The organism is Nocardia sp. (assembly GCF_025465275.1).
In the GTDB taxonomy this organism is placed as follows: domain Bacteria; phylum Actinomycetota; class Actinomycetes; order Mycobacteriales; family Mycobacteriaceae; genus Nocardia.
In genome coordinates this window covers 38,316-52,695 of sequence record NZ_JAODNK010000091.1, presented here as the reverse complement: position 1 = coordinate 52,695, position 14,380 = coordinate 38,316, and the positions used below count along the sequence as shown (strand labels likewise).

Here is a 14,380-nt window from a genome sequence, read left to right as displayed (position 1 = left end):
TACGCGGGAGGACGCACATGAGCACTGATCTATCCACGAACACCGACACCGGGGCGAAAACACCACCCTCGAAATCGCTGGTACTCGGCACCGTCCTATTGGCCGTTTTCGTCGTACCGATGTCGATCTCGGGCACCGCAGTGGCACTACCGGCGATCTCGGCGGATATCGGCGGCGGCACCGCGGGCCTGCAATGGGTGGTGAACGCGTTCAACCTGGCCTTCGCCTGCTTCACGCTGGTCTGGGGTTCGCTCGCCGACCGGTTCGGCCGCGGCCGACTGTTCGCACTGGGCGCGGCCACCTTCGCAGTCGGCAGCGCCGGGAGCGCACTCGCACCCGGAATCGGCACGCTCGATATCGCACGCGGCATCGCCGGACTCGGTGGCGCGGCGATCTTTTCGTGCGGCGCCGCCATTCTGTCCTCCTCGTTCGATGGGCCTGCCCGCCATCGCGCGTTCGCGCTCTTCGGCACCACGGCGGGCATCGGCGTGGCACTCGGACCGACAATCTCTGGCGCACTTGCCGATTCGGCCGGCTGGCGAGTGATTTTCGCGATCCAGGCCGCAGTGCTGGTGGTTGTGCTGGTGCTGTCGCCCGCGGTCGGCTTGCGCGCCCCGGCGGTCAAGGTCTCCGGAAGTTTCGATATCGCCGGCAGCGTGCTCCTGGTCCTCGGACTGTTCGCCGCGATGATCGGCATCGTGCAGGGCCGGCCCTGGGGCTGGGGCTCCCCCGGAGTGATCATCGCGTTCGTGCTCGCGGTGCTGTTGCTCGGCGCGTTCACCGTCGTCGAATCCCGGCTCGCCACACCACTATTGGATCTGCCGCTGCTTGTTCATCGGCGTTTTCTCGCGCTGTGCCTCGTCCCGGTGGCGGCCTCGTTCGGCTTCGTGACACTGCTGACCTACTTTTCGACGTATCTGCAGTTCGTCGCCGGTGATTCCTCGGCGAAGGCGGGCGCGACAATCGTGCTGCTGACAATCCCCGTCGTCGTCGGACCGCTGGCGGCCGGCCGGGCGGTCAGCGCGGGAGTGAATCCCCTCGTGGTGATCTGGCTCAGCCTCGCCGCGCTGGTCCTGGGCGATCTCGGGCTGTTGCTCGCCGGGCCGCACACCCTCGTCGCCGTCCTCGCTCTGCCACTACTGCTCGCCGGTTGCGGTATGGGCCTGTCCGCAGGTCTTGTCGATGGACAGGCATTGGCTCTCGTACCGGAGGAACAGGCGGGAATGGCTGCGGGCGTGGTGAATACGCTGCGACTCGGCAGCGAGGCGATCGCCGTCGCGGTATACGCGGCAATCCTGTCGGGACTCGCAGCGAGCCGGGCGCGGGACGGCCTCTCGGGTATCGCGGGTGTCGCCGATCCCGACGCCGTCGTCACGAAGACGGCTACCGGCGATCTCGGCAAGGCCCTCGATTCGGCGGGAACCGCTCGCGCCCAGGTGCATTCGGTGGTCGTGGACGCGTACAACGGCGCATTCCACACCACGCTGGTCACGATGACGGTGGTAGTCGTAGCGCTCTCGGGCGCCATCGCGCTCCTCCTGCGCGGCGGCCGTAAGGCATGACATCCAATTCGCACTATGAGGTCGTGGTCGTCGGTTCGGGCCCGGTCGGTTCGCTGCTCGCGGCCGAGCTCGGCCGCTGGGGTGTGCGGGTCGCGGTGATCGAGGCCGCGCCGGCCACAACACTGGTACCCAAGGCAGGCACGATCCATGCGCGGAGCATCCAATTGCTCACTCGGCGCGGCTATTTCAGCGCGCCGAACGTCGGTTTCGGCCCGCAGTCGACGGTATTCCACTACGCCGGACAACCCGGGTTGGAGATCTCCGTTCCCGGCGGAGAAGGCCCCGCGATCGTCGGCATCGGCCAGGGTCAGCTCGAAAGTTCTTGGAGCGCACTGCTTCCTCACCTCGGTGTCGAGGTGGTGCGACCGGCGACCGTGACCGGGGTATTCGACTCCGGCGACGGTGTCGAAATCCGTTACCGGCGTGCCGGAGTCGAGGAGTCCGTCTCGGCCGACTGGGTAGTCGGCGCCGACGGCGCGCGCAGCGTGGTGCGAACGAGTGCGGGTTTTCCGGTCACCGAAGTACCGCCGACGGCGGCGGCGCTGCTGGGCCTGGCCCGCTTGGGCAACCCGGCGCAGGTGGTGGACGGGTGGGTGCGCACCCCACGTGGCTGGACGGTGATCAACCGCTCGCCTGTGGGCCGCAGCCGGGTGATCACCTTCGACATGTCCGGCCCCGAGCGCGACCACCGGCGCCCGCTGACTCCGGCAGAACTGCAACAGAGCGTGGAACATATTGTCGGCCATTACGTTCCGATGCACGGCGTCACCCATTTGTCCCGATTCAGCGACTTTTCCCGTCTGGTCGACAGCTACCGGCACGGACGGGCGCTGGTGATCGGCGATGCCGCGCATGTGCACTTCCCGCTCGGTGGACAGGGGCTGAATCTCGGCATCGCCGACGCGGTACAGCTCGGCTGGCGGCTCGGCCTGATCACCCGGCTCGGTGCACCCGCGGCCTTGCTCGACGCGTTCTCGGCAGAACGCCGCCCGGCCGCCGCGCGTGTGATCGCGAATGTCGCCGATCAGGCGGACCGGATGCGGTCCGGCCCTGAGGGTGACGCCCTGCGTGCCGAAATCATCGACCTCTTCGGCGATCCCGCACGCAGCCGTGCCCTGGGTAATGAAATCAGTGCGCAGGTGGACGGCGTGCCGATGCCGATCGAGACACCCGCGGTGGGTTCCTTGCTGACCAACCGGCAACTCACCACGACACTGGGCGTCACCACGGTGATCGAACTGCTGGCGCAGCGTGCGGAGGCGGTCCTGTTGGTCGCGGCGAGCCGCGAGGACGAACTACGTGCCGAGCTGGGCCCGTGGCACGACCGGGTCGACATTGTCCCGGTGCTGTACCCCACGCTGGAATACGATGTGCTGCTTCGCCCGGACGGCTTCATCGCGTGGTCGTCGGCCGAACTCAGTGCACGACTACGCGAGAGATTGACCGAAGTATTCGGCGCGGCCCAGGAACTGCGGACGTCATTGTCCGCCGCTCCTGTCTCGTTACCAGCGCACCGGCAGTAGTGTCGGCCGCCGCAGCAGCACTCCCGAATCCCACGGCAGCGATTCGGGATTCGCAGCCAGCCGCAGCCCTGGATACTCGGTGGTCAGCCTGCGAATGACAACGGTGAGCTCCATGCGCGCGAGCGACGCGCCCATGCAGTGGTGCATGCCGTAACCGAATTGCAAGTGCCGCGGCCCTTTTCGTTCCGGATCGATGCGCTGCGGATCCGGATACTCGCTCGGATCGCGATTGGCGGCGAAGGCATCCGCGTAGACGACGTCCCCCTCAGAGATGACGCCGTCTCCCACGGGCAGATCGCGGGTCGCGACCCGCGGGAAGGTCGAGATGGTACCCAGTGGCAGCACACGCAGCAGTTCCTCGACCAATTCCGGTGTGCGGCTGGGGTTCTGCACCGCCCATTCCCACAGCGGCGGCGCCGACAACAGCACGTAGACCGCCTTGGCGAGCACCGACAACACATTGTGATCCGCGCCCAGCAACGAACCCATGAGCAGTCCGACCAGCTCGGCATCGGACAATCGCGGCTCCACAGTGTCGCGCCCCGCGATGAAGCGAGCCACCAAACCGCCCTCGAGCACCTCACGTTCGCCCGTGACGAGATCGGTGAGGTAGTCGTATACCAGCCAGAAATGCTCCAGCAGCCCGGGAACATCGGACTCGGGCGCCATTTGCACCACCCGCGACGAGGGCCGGAAGTAATCGATATCGCTGATCGGCAACCCGAGAAACGCCATATTGACCTCGACCGGGATCCGATTCAGCACGGTCCCGAAGAGATCCGGCTGCGCCTCACGCCGCAGATTCGACAGTGCGTCGTCCAATATCCGGGTAGTGGCCGATTCCAGCGCCGCCACACTGCGCGCGCTGTAGTCGGACGTGACATAGCCCTTCATCCGCGCATGGTCGGGCACATCCAGATTGAGCGGAAGTTCCGGCGGCATGGTCGTGGGCAGAAAACTCGCACCGTCATCGGTATTCGTGACACTGCGACTGAAGGTCGGGTCGGCCAGCACGGTGAGGACGTCCCGATACCGCGTCAGATGAACGGCGGTGTGTCCGCTGGGCAGCACGATCTGCGGCAGCGCTCCCTTGCTCAGTTCGGCGAGGGGTGTGTAGGCGGGCGGTGGGTCGAGATTCGGAATGTCGGTCAGTAGAACGGGAGCCGATGCGAAGATCGGCAGCTCGGCGATGGTCATGAGCCTTCTCCTTCGAGACGGTCGTCAAACGACGCTGTATGTTCCGGTGCGGTACGACAGTTCACGCAAGGTCTGTTCGTTGGATGTGAATCGGATGGCCTGCCAGCCGGATTCCTCGGCTGCCGCGCAGTTCTCGGCGAGATCGTCGATGAGCAGGCATTCGAACGGTGCGACACCGAGCGCTTCCTCGGCAATGCGGAAGATCCGCGGATCCGGCTTCCGCACTCCGACGAAGCACGAGTCGATCAGGGCATCGAGCTCGCCCGCCGGCTCGATCATCCGATGCCAATGCGGTTCCCATTCCACGACATTGTTCGAGAGCACGCCCACCAGGTGTCCCTGGGCGCGCATCGACCGGACCGTCGAGGCCATGAGGGAATTGCAGCGAATATTCGAGAACCATTGGCCGCCGAACATTTCCAGCTCGGCGCGGGAAAGGTCCAGCGCGGGATTCGCAGCGGCGAGATGGGTTCGCAGCCGGGATCCCCACTCGAACTCGGTGATCGAGGCCAGCTCGATCGGGGCCAGCGGATGTGCGCCGAGATCCGCGCCGACGGCGTCCATCGCGGCACGCAGCGCACGCGGCGTAATCCCGGTCTTCTCCTCGTACGCGTCGAAAAGATCGGACAGCGGCGGCGACAGCACTCCCCCGAAATCGAACCAGATCGCCCGCGGCGCTATGGCGTTCATGCCGGGATCCGAATGGCGTGTACCCGGGGTGACGTGCCGATCCGCTGCAGCAGGATGGTGGCGGACGCGATCTCCCGCCCCTCCTGGTGCAGCGAGGCGGCAAAGGCGAGCTGGTTACCGCATTCGGTGGTTTCGGTCGTCACGTCGCAGTCCACCGGCAGTTCGAGTTCACCGATGCTGACGAACCGTACGGCGCACTCGACCAGCACGATTCGATGCGGCGACAACCCGAACAGTTCGTGCGCCGCCACGAGCGCGGATTGCCGGACCGCTTCGAACAGCAGCGCGCCGGGCACGTGATCGAGGGGGTGATCGAACAGCGCCGGATGGTCCTCGTCGACGAGAATCCGCGTCGCGATCGCATTGTCGTGCACCTCGAAGCCCGCGACCAGAACATTGCCCGCCAAGCGCCGGGCAACCTCCCGCGCGTCGACACGAGTGTCGAGAGCATGGGCCCGGGCCGGTTCGAGCACCAACGGCGCCCGCACCTTCGTGCGCAAACGCGCCCATGCCTCCCGCGGCATCCACTGGATCACCATGTCCATATCCGCCGCGGGCCGGTTGTCGAGGGAGAGCGTCATTTTCAGCGTGATGCCGACAATGTGGCCGTCGCGGGTCTTCTCCTCGACGATCTCGGCATCGAGTACACCATCGGCGGGGCGCGGTCCGATGGTCAATGCCTCCAGCGAAACAATGCGGAGCTCACCGATATTGAAAATGAAGGCAGAATCCGCTGGTGCCTGGACATACCTGTGCGCAATGAGAATCGATGCCTGCCGAAACGTTTCGAGCAGTAGTAGCGGGTCGTACCGTTGTTCGACGGAATCGTGGTCGCTGTAGTAGCTGTGCACCCGTGGAAGTTGCGCTCCCAGACGGAATTTCGGATAGCGATCGCACACGATATCGGTGAGGAATACTTCACAGATGGCGGCGCGGTGTACGTCTTCGCGGGGTATCGAGGTGCGATAGGACAGTCTGGGTTCCACAAATGTGGTCACACGTATCTCCTCAACGTCGCTGGACCGAACGGGTGCAGGAGAATTCGTCATGCCGGACGCGGTGACGGATGCATAGACGGCAGTGGGGCTGTGCCGCATCGCTGCGCCGGGCATGGGGAGTCTCCGAGAAGGAGCGATCCTGCACCGGACGATGGGCACAGCGATCAGGGTCGCCGTGCTGTCCCAAGAGAGGGAGTCCGACTGAAGTAAAACAGACCATCCGGCACCCGGCAACCCGGGGAAGACCAGGTCACATCCGCCGCCTGGTTCGATGAAAAACGAACCACTGGTAAACTGGGTTCGTGCCCGATACCGAAGGTCACCCCGAGGTCAACGAGATCGAACTCGTCGATGTGTTCGCCGCTCTCGCGGACCCCCTGCGCCTGAAAGTCGTGCGCGACCTGCTCGCCGAACCCGATGGCGTAGAACGGCACTGCACTTCCTTCGGCCTCCCGGTCTCGAAATCGACGCGCAGCCACCACTTCAAAGTGCTCCGCGAAGCCGGCCTCATCCGTCAGGTCGATCGCGGCAATTCGCGAATGGCCACCCTCCGGCGCGCCGATCTGGAAACCCGTTTCCCAGGCCTGCTCAGCTCATTGAGTTAAACCCGCGCTGAAGACTGCGCCCATACTGCTTCGGCCAGTCGCCGATGCGAATTCAGGCGGGCCTCGCGGTCGTAGGTGCTGGTGTGTACGAGGATTTCGTCGGCTCGGGTGTGGGTGATGAGACGGTCCAACGCGGGGAGGACGGTTGACTCCGGGCCGTGGATGTGGCCACGGAGGGATTCTTCGAGGAGGCGGCGCTGACGGTCGGTCATGGGTTCGCGGTCGATGTCCTCGGGCGAGAGCAGCGGGGGGAATTCGCCGCGAGTGCGGGAGTAGGCGGCGGACCAGGCTTCGGGGAGCAGCAGGCGGTGAGCGGCTTCGGTGGTGTCGGCGACGACTACCGAGGTGGAGACGATCACGTAGGGGGCGTCACCCCATTCGGTGACACGGAAGCTGTTGCGGTAGTTGGTGATTGCTTCGACCATCGCCTCCTCACCGGAGACTGCCGCGATGACCAGTGGCAGGCCGAAGCGGGCGGCGCGCTCGGCGCTGGAACCGGTGGCGAGCAGATAGGCCGGGACGCGCAGACCTTCGGCAGGCCAGGCGTGCACACCGTTCCGCCCGCGGGTGAAGTAGTCGAGCAGTTCGGTCAACTGGGCGTCGAAGTCCTCGGCATCGTCTCTGCCGTGACCGAGTGCGCGGCGCACGCCGTCGGTGAAGCCCACCGAGCGGCCCACGCCCATATCGATGCGGCCGGGGTACAGCGATTCGAGGGTGCCGAATTGTTCTGCCACCACAAGCGGTTGGTGATTGGGCAGCATGACGCCGCCGGTGCCGACCCGAATGTGGTCGGTGGCGGCGGCAATGGCGGCGGCCAGCACGGTGGGCGCGGAGCCCGCCACGCCGGGAACGCTATGGTGTTCGGACACCCAGAAACGGTGGTACCCCCAGGCTTCCGCGAGCCGCGCGAACTCGACGGTCTCGCGCAACGCCTCCGGGTGCGACTGGCCCCGGCGGGTACGCGATCGGTCGAGAATCGAGAAGCGGGTCGCCTGCAGTCCGGAGGTCATATACATGACCAACGCGCTCCGCGCGTGTTGATTCCGCGCGCGTGAGCCTGCTCGCCACCCGTGCAAATGCACAAAAGCAGTGGTCAATGCTCGGCGTACCGCCGATTGCGCGCGCCATCGCAGTGGTGTGAGCTAGGTCGCATGGGCCGAAGTGTGTGATTCGGCTGTGTGGAAACAATGGAGTTTTTGGAGGCTCGGTGAACAGGTCTCGGATGCGGCGGCTGCTGGTTTTGGCCACGTCCGCATGTTTGGTGACGGTCGGGACGGGTGCGGTGTCGGCGCAGCCGGCCTATCCGCCGAATTTCCCGTCGGATCAGAATCAGATCCCGCAATTGCCGTCGGAACCGCAGATTTACGGCATGCTGCCGATTCCGTCGCCGGATCAGGACGCCTGGTACAACGATCCGCCGAACCTCGCGGACTTCAACCCGGGTGACATCGTGCGCTCGCGCGAAGTGCAGACCCGCATTCTGGGCATTCCGTTCCCCGTGTACACCAAGCAGCTGCTGTTCCGGTCGAACGATGTGCACGACAATCCGATCGTCACCGCGACAACCGTTATCGTGCCGGGCATTCCGTGGCAGGGCAGCGCGCGGCCGGTGGTGTCCTTCCAGGAGGCCATCGACTCCACCGATTCGGCGTGCAATCCCTCGCACACCCTGCAGGTCGGCACCATGAAGGAGTCGACGCTGGTCGCCGGTTGGCTCGCACAGGGTTTCGCCATCAACATCCCGGACTTCGATGGAAAGTTCAATACGTTCAACACCTTCGACGAAGGCAAGATGGTTCTCGACAGCCTGCGGGCGATGAAGAACGATCCGGCCCTGGGATTCGCCGATTCGGGTATCGCGCTCTACGGCTATTCCGGCGGCGGTTCCGGTTCCATTCGCGCGGCCGAATTGCGGGAGTCCTACGCACCGGATGTCCGGCTGCTGGGGACGGCCTTCGGTGGTACTCCCGGCAACCTGGTATCGGTGGCGAACTACGGTTCCGCGCGTGAGCCGGGCGTGACAGGGACCAGCAATTTCACCATGTGGCTGGGTTTCGCCTCGCTGTCGCGTGAATATCCGGATGTGTTCAAGGCCGAGGATTTCCTGACCCCCGAAGGTCAGGGGCTGCTCGCGGATATGCAGCACCGCTGCTATGCCACCATCGCGGCCGAGGGCGTCTACCGCCCGATCAGTGAGTATTTTCAGCCGGGTAAATCGCTCAATACCTCGCCCGAGGTGCTGAAGGTCCTCGAGGACAACAGTCTGGGCAAGCACATTCCGGATACTCCGCTGCTATGGTGGCACGGCGATTGGGATGAGCTGATTCCGCCGTCCGCAGTGCTTCCGACCGTCCAGTCCTACTGGGATCGCGGCGCGGACATGCGCTTCTACACCGATCCGCTGCCCGAACACCTGACCAATGCCGTCGTCGGCTGGGTGCCGGCGGTCGCATGGATCAGTGCCGTATTGCGCGGTCTGCCGCCCGGGCCCAGGTTCAAGGCCGATTTCCAGCCGCTCCCGCCGGGATTCCCGGGCAGCTGACCCCCGGGGGCTATCTGTAACGGCGTGTAGCGCCTAATGTGTGCTGACACACAGTTCAGACAGAGCCGGGAGGAAGCAGTGGACAACCGCATCGTGGCGGATCAGGTCCTCGTCGTGGAACCCGCCGCCACACTGGAACTCCTGCGAGCCCGCGCGGCAACGCTGGCCGGGGAGTTCAGCGGTGAGGTGGCGCCCTACGACACCCTCCCCCACTCCCTGCGGGACGCGGACTTCGTACCCAGCGCGAAGCTGAATCTCGAACTGTTCTTCCGCTACCTCATCGAGCAGGTCGAACCGTCCGTCGAGGACACGCAGCCGCTCATCGATCGTGCGGTGACGCTGGTTCACGACGGTATGGGCCTGACCGAGGTGCTCACCAATTACCGGGTCGGGGCCGCGTTCTTCTGGTCGCAGCTCATCCCCCTGATGGATCGCGACGAGTACCGGGTCGTTCCGGAGGTCGGCCTGCGGCTCACCGAGTACATGGGCCTGATCATGGCGCGCATTGCGACCGCACTGGTCGAAGATGCCCGCCAGCCCCGCTGGGATGTACTGGAACGGCAGCACGAGGTCGCGGACGCCCTGCTGTCCGGTCGTGAACCCGGCGGCTGGGCGGTGGATCCCGAATCACCTCCTGCCCCAGCATTTCTCATAGCGGTGGTGCGGCTCGGCGAACCGACCCCGGGCACACTGACCCGGCTGCGCAGCCGCATCGCGCATCTGCCCGGCACGCTGCTGCACCGCGACAGCGGGGGTTGGACTGCGCTGGTGCCGATGCCGTCGGATACCGACGATCCGGAGCGGCTGCTGCTCGACGCGCTGGTACTGCGCGACATTCAGCCGCATCCGCAGTTCTGGATCGGCGTGGCGCCGGCCCCGGCACACGCGGCCATTCCCGCCGCGTATGCCGAGGCCCAGATCGTGGCCGAGGTGGCGCGCTGCCTGCAACTCCCGGAGATCGTGTGCCGGCAGCAGGACATGATGTTCGAGTTCGCCATCGCGACAACCGGTTCCACCCGGCGCACCCTGGCGGCCCTACTCGATCCACTCGACGATCAGCCCATGCTGGCCCAGACCCTGGATGCCTTCATCGACAACCAGTTCAACCACAATGCCGTCGCCCGAACCCTTTTCATTCACCGCAATACGGTCACCTATCGGCTGACCCGCATCGCGGACCTCACGGGTTACGACCCGCTGCATCCGTCCGGCATCTCGACGCTCATGGCAGCGCGTACGGCTCGCCGGCTGGAGTCGAAGTCCTTCCAGCACGACGCCGAGCGCCGGCCTCGTGCTGGATGACCGCGATCGACAGCGCGACTTCCAGCACCGCCCCGAGGGTCGCCGGTCCCAGGCTCGACGAACCGCTGTGCGACATGGCCCCGCGCATCAGCACGGAGTGCACGACGACCATCACCGCACTCATCGCCCCGGTGACCGCCCACGCCCGGAGGGTCGGGCGGGTCCACAGATGCCATGCGCAGGCCAGGCACGCCAGAATCATGACGTTCATGAGCACGGTGAGCGGCGTGGGCCCGCAACCGTCCCCCGATAGTCCTGCCGCGTGCAGCAGTGCCGAGCAGGCGGCCAGGACCGCTCCGCACCGCCCCACCCAGCCCGACCGACCCGGCCGTGCCAACCGGACGGAACGCCTGGCCCGAGCGCCACGCCGTGCGCGGCCGCCGCGACGTTGCGGCACATGCACACTCGTGGTCACTGCGGCTCCGGGTGGCAGCAATGCGATGCGGTCGTGGCAGGGACGCCCATGACCGGGTTGCGGTCGAAGAAGCCGTAGGGCTTCAGGGTGAATCCCACATAGTCGACGGGCATGACCGGCCAGTCCTCCGGGCGCGGAAAATGGGTGAGGCCGAAGGTGTGCCACAGCACGATGTCCTCCCCCTCGATCGGCCGATTCGCCGCCATGTACGCGGGCAGCCCGTCGCCACCGGCGTGCTGATTCACCAGATCCCCTGCGGGATAGCGTTCCTCGGGCGCGTACCGGGTCACCCAGAGCTGGCGGGTGGTGAAGGCCGCCCTGGCCGCGATGGACGAGGACGGATCGGCGAGCAGCGTCGGCGTCTGCTGCGCGTGCAGGACGTACCCGGTCGGCTGACCCATGCGATTGGTCTGCTCGGTATTGACCACATGCCATACCCGCCCCACCGAGGCATCGGCATCACGTGCGCCCTCCGACTCACTGGTGAGCCGAGTCGTCTTGGCGGTGAAGGCGTTTCCGTACGGATTCCCGGGGCCGACCGGCACCCGGCTCACCTCGACCTCGTCCACCGCATTGGCGAGCCCGTCAACCGTCATATCGAGTCGCACGCTGAACAGGTGCTGGTGATACGGGAGCCCCAGGCCGGGCGCGACCTCGTTCTGATACGGCGAGCCCTCCGGCGGATAGGCCGCACTGAAGGCCACCCCGGTCAGCTTGGCCTCGCATTCGATGGTGCCATCGAGGTACAGGTACCAGTAGAAGCCGTAGTCGTAATTGCCGACAGTGGTGAAGAAGCTGATCACCAGCCGGCGCTGCCGCCGCACCTCGCTCACCCCGGTGAACAGGTCGGTGTGCTTCCAGAGCGTGCCGTAGTCCTCCTCGTGCAGGCAGATCGCGTTCTCGATGGTGCGCGGCATGCCGAGCTCATCGCTGAGAGTGGCGTCGAAGTAATGGATTTCGCCCAGGCAGTCGCAGCCCAGCCGCAGCGAATTGGTGAAGCGCCCGAACAGGTATTCCCCGGTGTCGAAGTAGTTCTGCCAGAACCGGCTCGGCGACGGATCTGCGTAGGGCACCACCATTTCCGCGATCGAAGCCCGGTAGAGGACCGGGCGGTAGCGCTCACCGTCCCGAAAGGCCAACTGGCGCAGGATCAGTCCCTCGCGGGCGTCGAATCCGATGCGCAGCCGCCAGTTCGCCCATTCGACGACGTCACCGTCGACGGTGAAGCTGGGGCCTTCGGGCTGGGTGATCTCGATGGGCTTGAGCCCCTCGTATCCCGGCAGGGCCAGCGCGGGGTCTTGGAAGTTCCCGTGTTCGTCGGGCACCTCGAAGGTCCGGTAGTCGATGAGATCGACGAGTTCGCGGTTGATGATGTCGACATAGGCGCACAGCCCGTCCACCGGATGCGCCCACGGGTGATCTTCCGGGTGATCCTGACGGAAGGCGAAGACGCGAATGATGCGCCGCCCCTCTTCATTCGGGATGTCGTAATGCCCGGCCGACAGCGGCACGCACACCGTCATCGCGGGATCGACGCCGCGTTTGCGCAGCGCCTCGCGCCAGGCCTCGTTCGCGGCGAGCACAACACCGACCTCCGCGAATTCCTCCTCCAGAATCGGTACCTGACCGTGGGCGGTGTCAATTTCGGTGTCCGAGTGCACTTCCCCCGTGGTGAGCGATACCAGCACGTCCCTGGACGCGCCGGTCGCGATGTCCAGCAGCAGGATTCGCACCAGCCGTTCCGGCGCGGGGCCGCCGTCCTGGTGCGCCAGCACCTGCGCCTTGCCGGGCTCGTCCAGGCCGACATAGACGAACCGGGAGGTAGGACCGATCAGATCGGCCCTGCTGAGGATTTCACGCACGGTGCTGATCTCTGCGGCGGACAGACTCTCCAGCACTCGCACCTCGACATCAGCTGCGGCCGAGAGGGATTCGACAGTGGACATAGGGCAACTCCTCGTGAGAAGGGCGGTGATTCCGAATGATGGTCAGGCGGCGATCGCGTCGACGATGCCGTCGTAGACATTCCGATTGGCGCGCCGCAGCGCATACGCCTGGGCGATACCGGCGAGCGGGAAGGCGGCGGTGATCAGCAGCAGCACCGTGGCCAGGGTGGTCGAGCCGCCGATCAGCGTCGGGAAATTGACAGCGATCAGCCAGGCGGTCAATACCAGTCCGATCAGCCCCAGTGCCGGTGCGACGCGGGTGTGCCAGATTCGCGTATCGGCGCGGGTGCGCGCGAAGTAGACGATCACCGCGGCACAGGTGAGTGCCATCAACACCGCCACCCCGAGGCTCGCGACACCCGAGAACCACGTGAACACCTCCAGTTCCGGATCGAGGCGGCAGAGTGCGAACACCACCACCACCGTGGCCGCGGTCGCCGTCTGCACCAGCGACGACAGATGCGGTGACGCATGCCGGGCGTGCACGCGGGCCAGTCCGGCGGGCAGCACATTCGTCGTACCCATCGAATGCTGATAGCGCGCAATAACATTGTGGAACGACAGGACGCAGGCGAACAGACTGGTGAGCAGCAGCACGTTCACCGCCACCGCACCTACCGAACCGAGATACTCCGAAGCGGTGCGCACGATGAGCCCGCCCGGGTCCTTAGCGGCCTCGTCCAGAATCCGGTCCGGCCCCCACGCCATCACCAGCGCCCAGGTGCCGAAGGTATAGAACAGCCCGATGGAGATCACCGCACCGTAGGTGGCGCGAGGAATGGTGCGGGCCGGATCGCGGGCCTCGTCCCGGAAGATGGCGGTCGCCTCGAAGCCGATGAAACCGGCCAGCGCCATCATCAGTCCGAGCCCCGGCGAGCCGGACAACGCGAGGTGCGGTGTGAACGGCTGCGCCGACAGTCCGGCCGCCCCGCCGCGCGCCACGATCACCACGCCGAGCAGCAGCACGATCCCGACTTCGGCGATCAGCAACGGCCCCAGCACTTTCGAACTGAATTCGATATGCCGGTAGCCGAGCGTGCCGACGATCGCGACCACGGCGAGCGCATAGACGTACCAGGGAATATCCGGACCGTGGATATCCATCACGGATCGGCGCAGCGCCGCGCCCAGGAAGCCATAGACCGCCACCTGGACCGTCGTATAGGTCAGCAGCGCCAAATAGGCCGCGCCCAGCCCGGCGGGTCGCCCCAGTCCGTAGCCGATATAGGTGAAAAAGGCACCAGCCTTGGGGACATGGCGGCTCATGGCGCTGAGTCCGACCGAGAACAGCAGCAGCACAACGGCGGCCACCACGAACATGGCAGGGAAGCCTGCCCCGTCGCCGATCATCATGGCGATGGGCGCGCTGCCGCCGATCACGGTGAGCGGTGCGGCGGCGGCCACCACCATGAAGATGATGGCGCCGGTCCCGAGCGAGCCGTGCAGCCCGGCGGGCGGTGCGGACGCGCTCGCGCCGGGCGGGGATATGGGGGTCACGGGGGCACCTCCGAGAAGCGGAAAATGGAACTCTCAATACTGTTGGCGCACACCTTTTCCGGACCGTGACCCGGCAGTAACGGTCATCGCTGCTGCTTTTGAG

General features: G+C 65.8%; 12 protein-coding genes. 5 read left to right on the top strand and 7 right to left on the bottom strand.

The genetic code is table 11. From position 1 onward, the window contains the following. The first annotated feature begins 17 nt into the window (after positions 1–17). Both JWN03_RS21900 and JWN03_RS21895 read left to right on the top strand, forming a co-directional pair. Positions 18–1,562: an MFS transporter gene (locus JWN03_RS21900; RefSeq protein ID WP_297618049.1), complete on the top strand. Its 1,545-nt coding sequence runs from the start codon at positions 18–20 to the stop codon at positions 1,560–1,562. Then, the gene (locus JWN03_RS21895) at positions 1,559–3,085 is read left to right on the top strand and encodes an FAD-dependent monooxygenase (RefSeq protein WP_297618047.1); all 1,527 of its coding nucleotides are present in this window, start codon (positions 1,559–1,561) and stop codon (positions 3,083–3,085) included. The genes JWN03_RS21900 and JWN03_RS21895 overlap by 4 nt, the downstream gene beginning before the upstream one ends. Here JWN03_RS21895 and JWN03_RS21890 read toward each other — a convergent pair. Genes JWN03_RS21890 through JWN03_RS21880 form a run of 3 tightly spaced genes read right to left on the bottom strand, consistent with a single transcriptional unit; the run spans position 3,065 to position 5,970 of the window. Beyond that, complete coding sequence (locus tag JWN03_RS21890) at positions 3,065–4,282, bottom strand: cytochrome P450 (RefSeq protein WP_297618045.1); 1,218 nt, start codon at positions 4,280–4,282, stop codon at positions 3,065–3,067. The two genes, JWN03_RS21895 and JWN03_RS21890, sit on opposite strands and share 21 nt — an antisense overlap. 24 nt (positions 4,283–4,306) lie before the next feature. Further along, entirely contained in the window at positions 4,307–4,972 is a 666-nt protein-coding gene (locus tag JWN03_RS21885) for an HAD family hydrolase (protein WP_297618043.1), read from the bottom strand. Continuing rightward, positions 4,969–5,970 carry a ScbA/BarX family gamma-butyrolactone biosynthesis protein gene (locus JWN03_RS21880; protein WP_297618041.1) on the bottom strand — a complete coding sequence of 334 codons (1,002 nt, stop codon included), beginning with the start codon at positions 5,968–5,970 and terminating at the stop codon, positions 4,969–4,971. Before JWN03_RS21880 ends, JWN03_RS21885 begins: the two co-directional genes overlap by 4 nt. A 302-nt stretch (positions 5,971–6,272) precedes the next feature. Here JWN03_RS21880 and JWN03_RS21875 point away from each other — a divergent pair, with 302 nt between their 5' ends. After that, entirely contained in the window at positions 6,273–6,575 is a 303-nt protein-coding gene (locus tag JWN03_RS21875; protein ID WP_297618039.1) for an ArsR/SmtB family transcription factor, read from the top strand. Here JWN03_RS21875 and JWN03_RS21870 read toward each other — a convergent pair. Then, positions 6,572–7,585, bottom strand: a complete 1,014-nt coding sequence (locus JWN03_RS21870; RefSeq protein WP_297618027.1) for an LLM class flavin-dependent oxidoreductase — start codon at positions 7,583–7,585, stop codon at positions 6,572–6,574. The genes JWN03_RS21875 and JWN03_RS21870 overlap by 4 nt on opposite strands. A 212-nt stretch (positions 7,586–7,797) precedes the next feature. On the opposite strand from JWN03_RS21870, the gene JWN03_RS21865 reads away from it, so the two are divergent. Together JWN03_RS21865 and JWN03_RS21860 are read left to right on the top strand one after the other, a co-directional pair. Then, entirely contained in the window at positions 7,798–9,117 is a 1,320-nt protein-coding gene (locus tag JWN03_RS21865; RefSeq protein ID WP_441343037.1) for a lipase family protein, read from the top strand. 78 nt (positions 9,118–9,195) lie between these two features. Beyond that, positions 9,196–10,419, top strand: coding sequence for a PucR family transcriptional regulator (locus tag JWN03_RS21860; protein WP_297618023.1), 1,224 nt, complete (start codon positions 9,196–9,198; stop codon positions 10,417–10,419). On the opposite strand, the gene JWN03_RS21855 is transcribed toward JWN03_RS21860, so the two are convergent. From JWN03_RS21855 to JWN03_RS21845, 3 genes are read right to left on the bottom strand one after another with little or no spacing between them, the layout of a single operon-like run. Then, on the bottom strand, positions 10,340–10,834 hold the full coding sequence (locus JWN03_RS21855) for a hypothetical protein (RefSeq protein WP_297618022.1): 495 nt from the start codon (positions 10,832–10,834) through the stop codon (positions 10,340–10,342). The two genes, JWN03_RS21860 and JWN03_RS21855, sit on opposite strands and share 80 nt — an antisense overlap. Beyond that, a complete protein-coding gene (locus JWN03_RS21850; RefSeq protein ID WP_297618019.1) occupies positions 10,831–12,780 on the bottom strand; it encodes a primary-amine oxidase in 1,950 nt (649 codons plus the stop codon). The genes JWN03_RS21855 and JWN03_RS21850 overlap by 4 nt, the downstream gene beginning before the upstream one ends. 42 nt (positions 12,781–12,822) lie before the next feature. After that, on the bottom strand, positions 12,823–14,277 hold the full coding sequence (locus JWN03_RS21845) for an APC family permease (protein ID WP_297618018.1): 1,455 nt from the start codon (positions 14,275–14,277) through the stop codon (positions 12,823–12,825). Between the last annotated feature and the right edge of the window lie 103 nt (positions 14,278–14,380).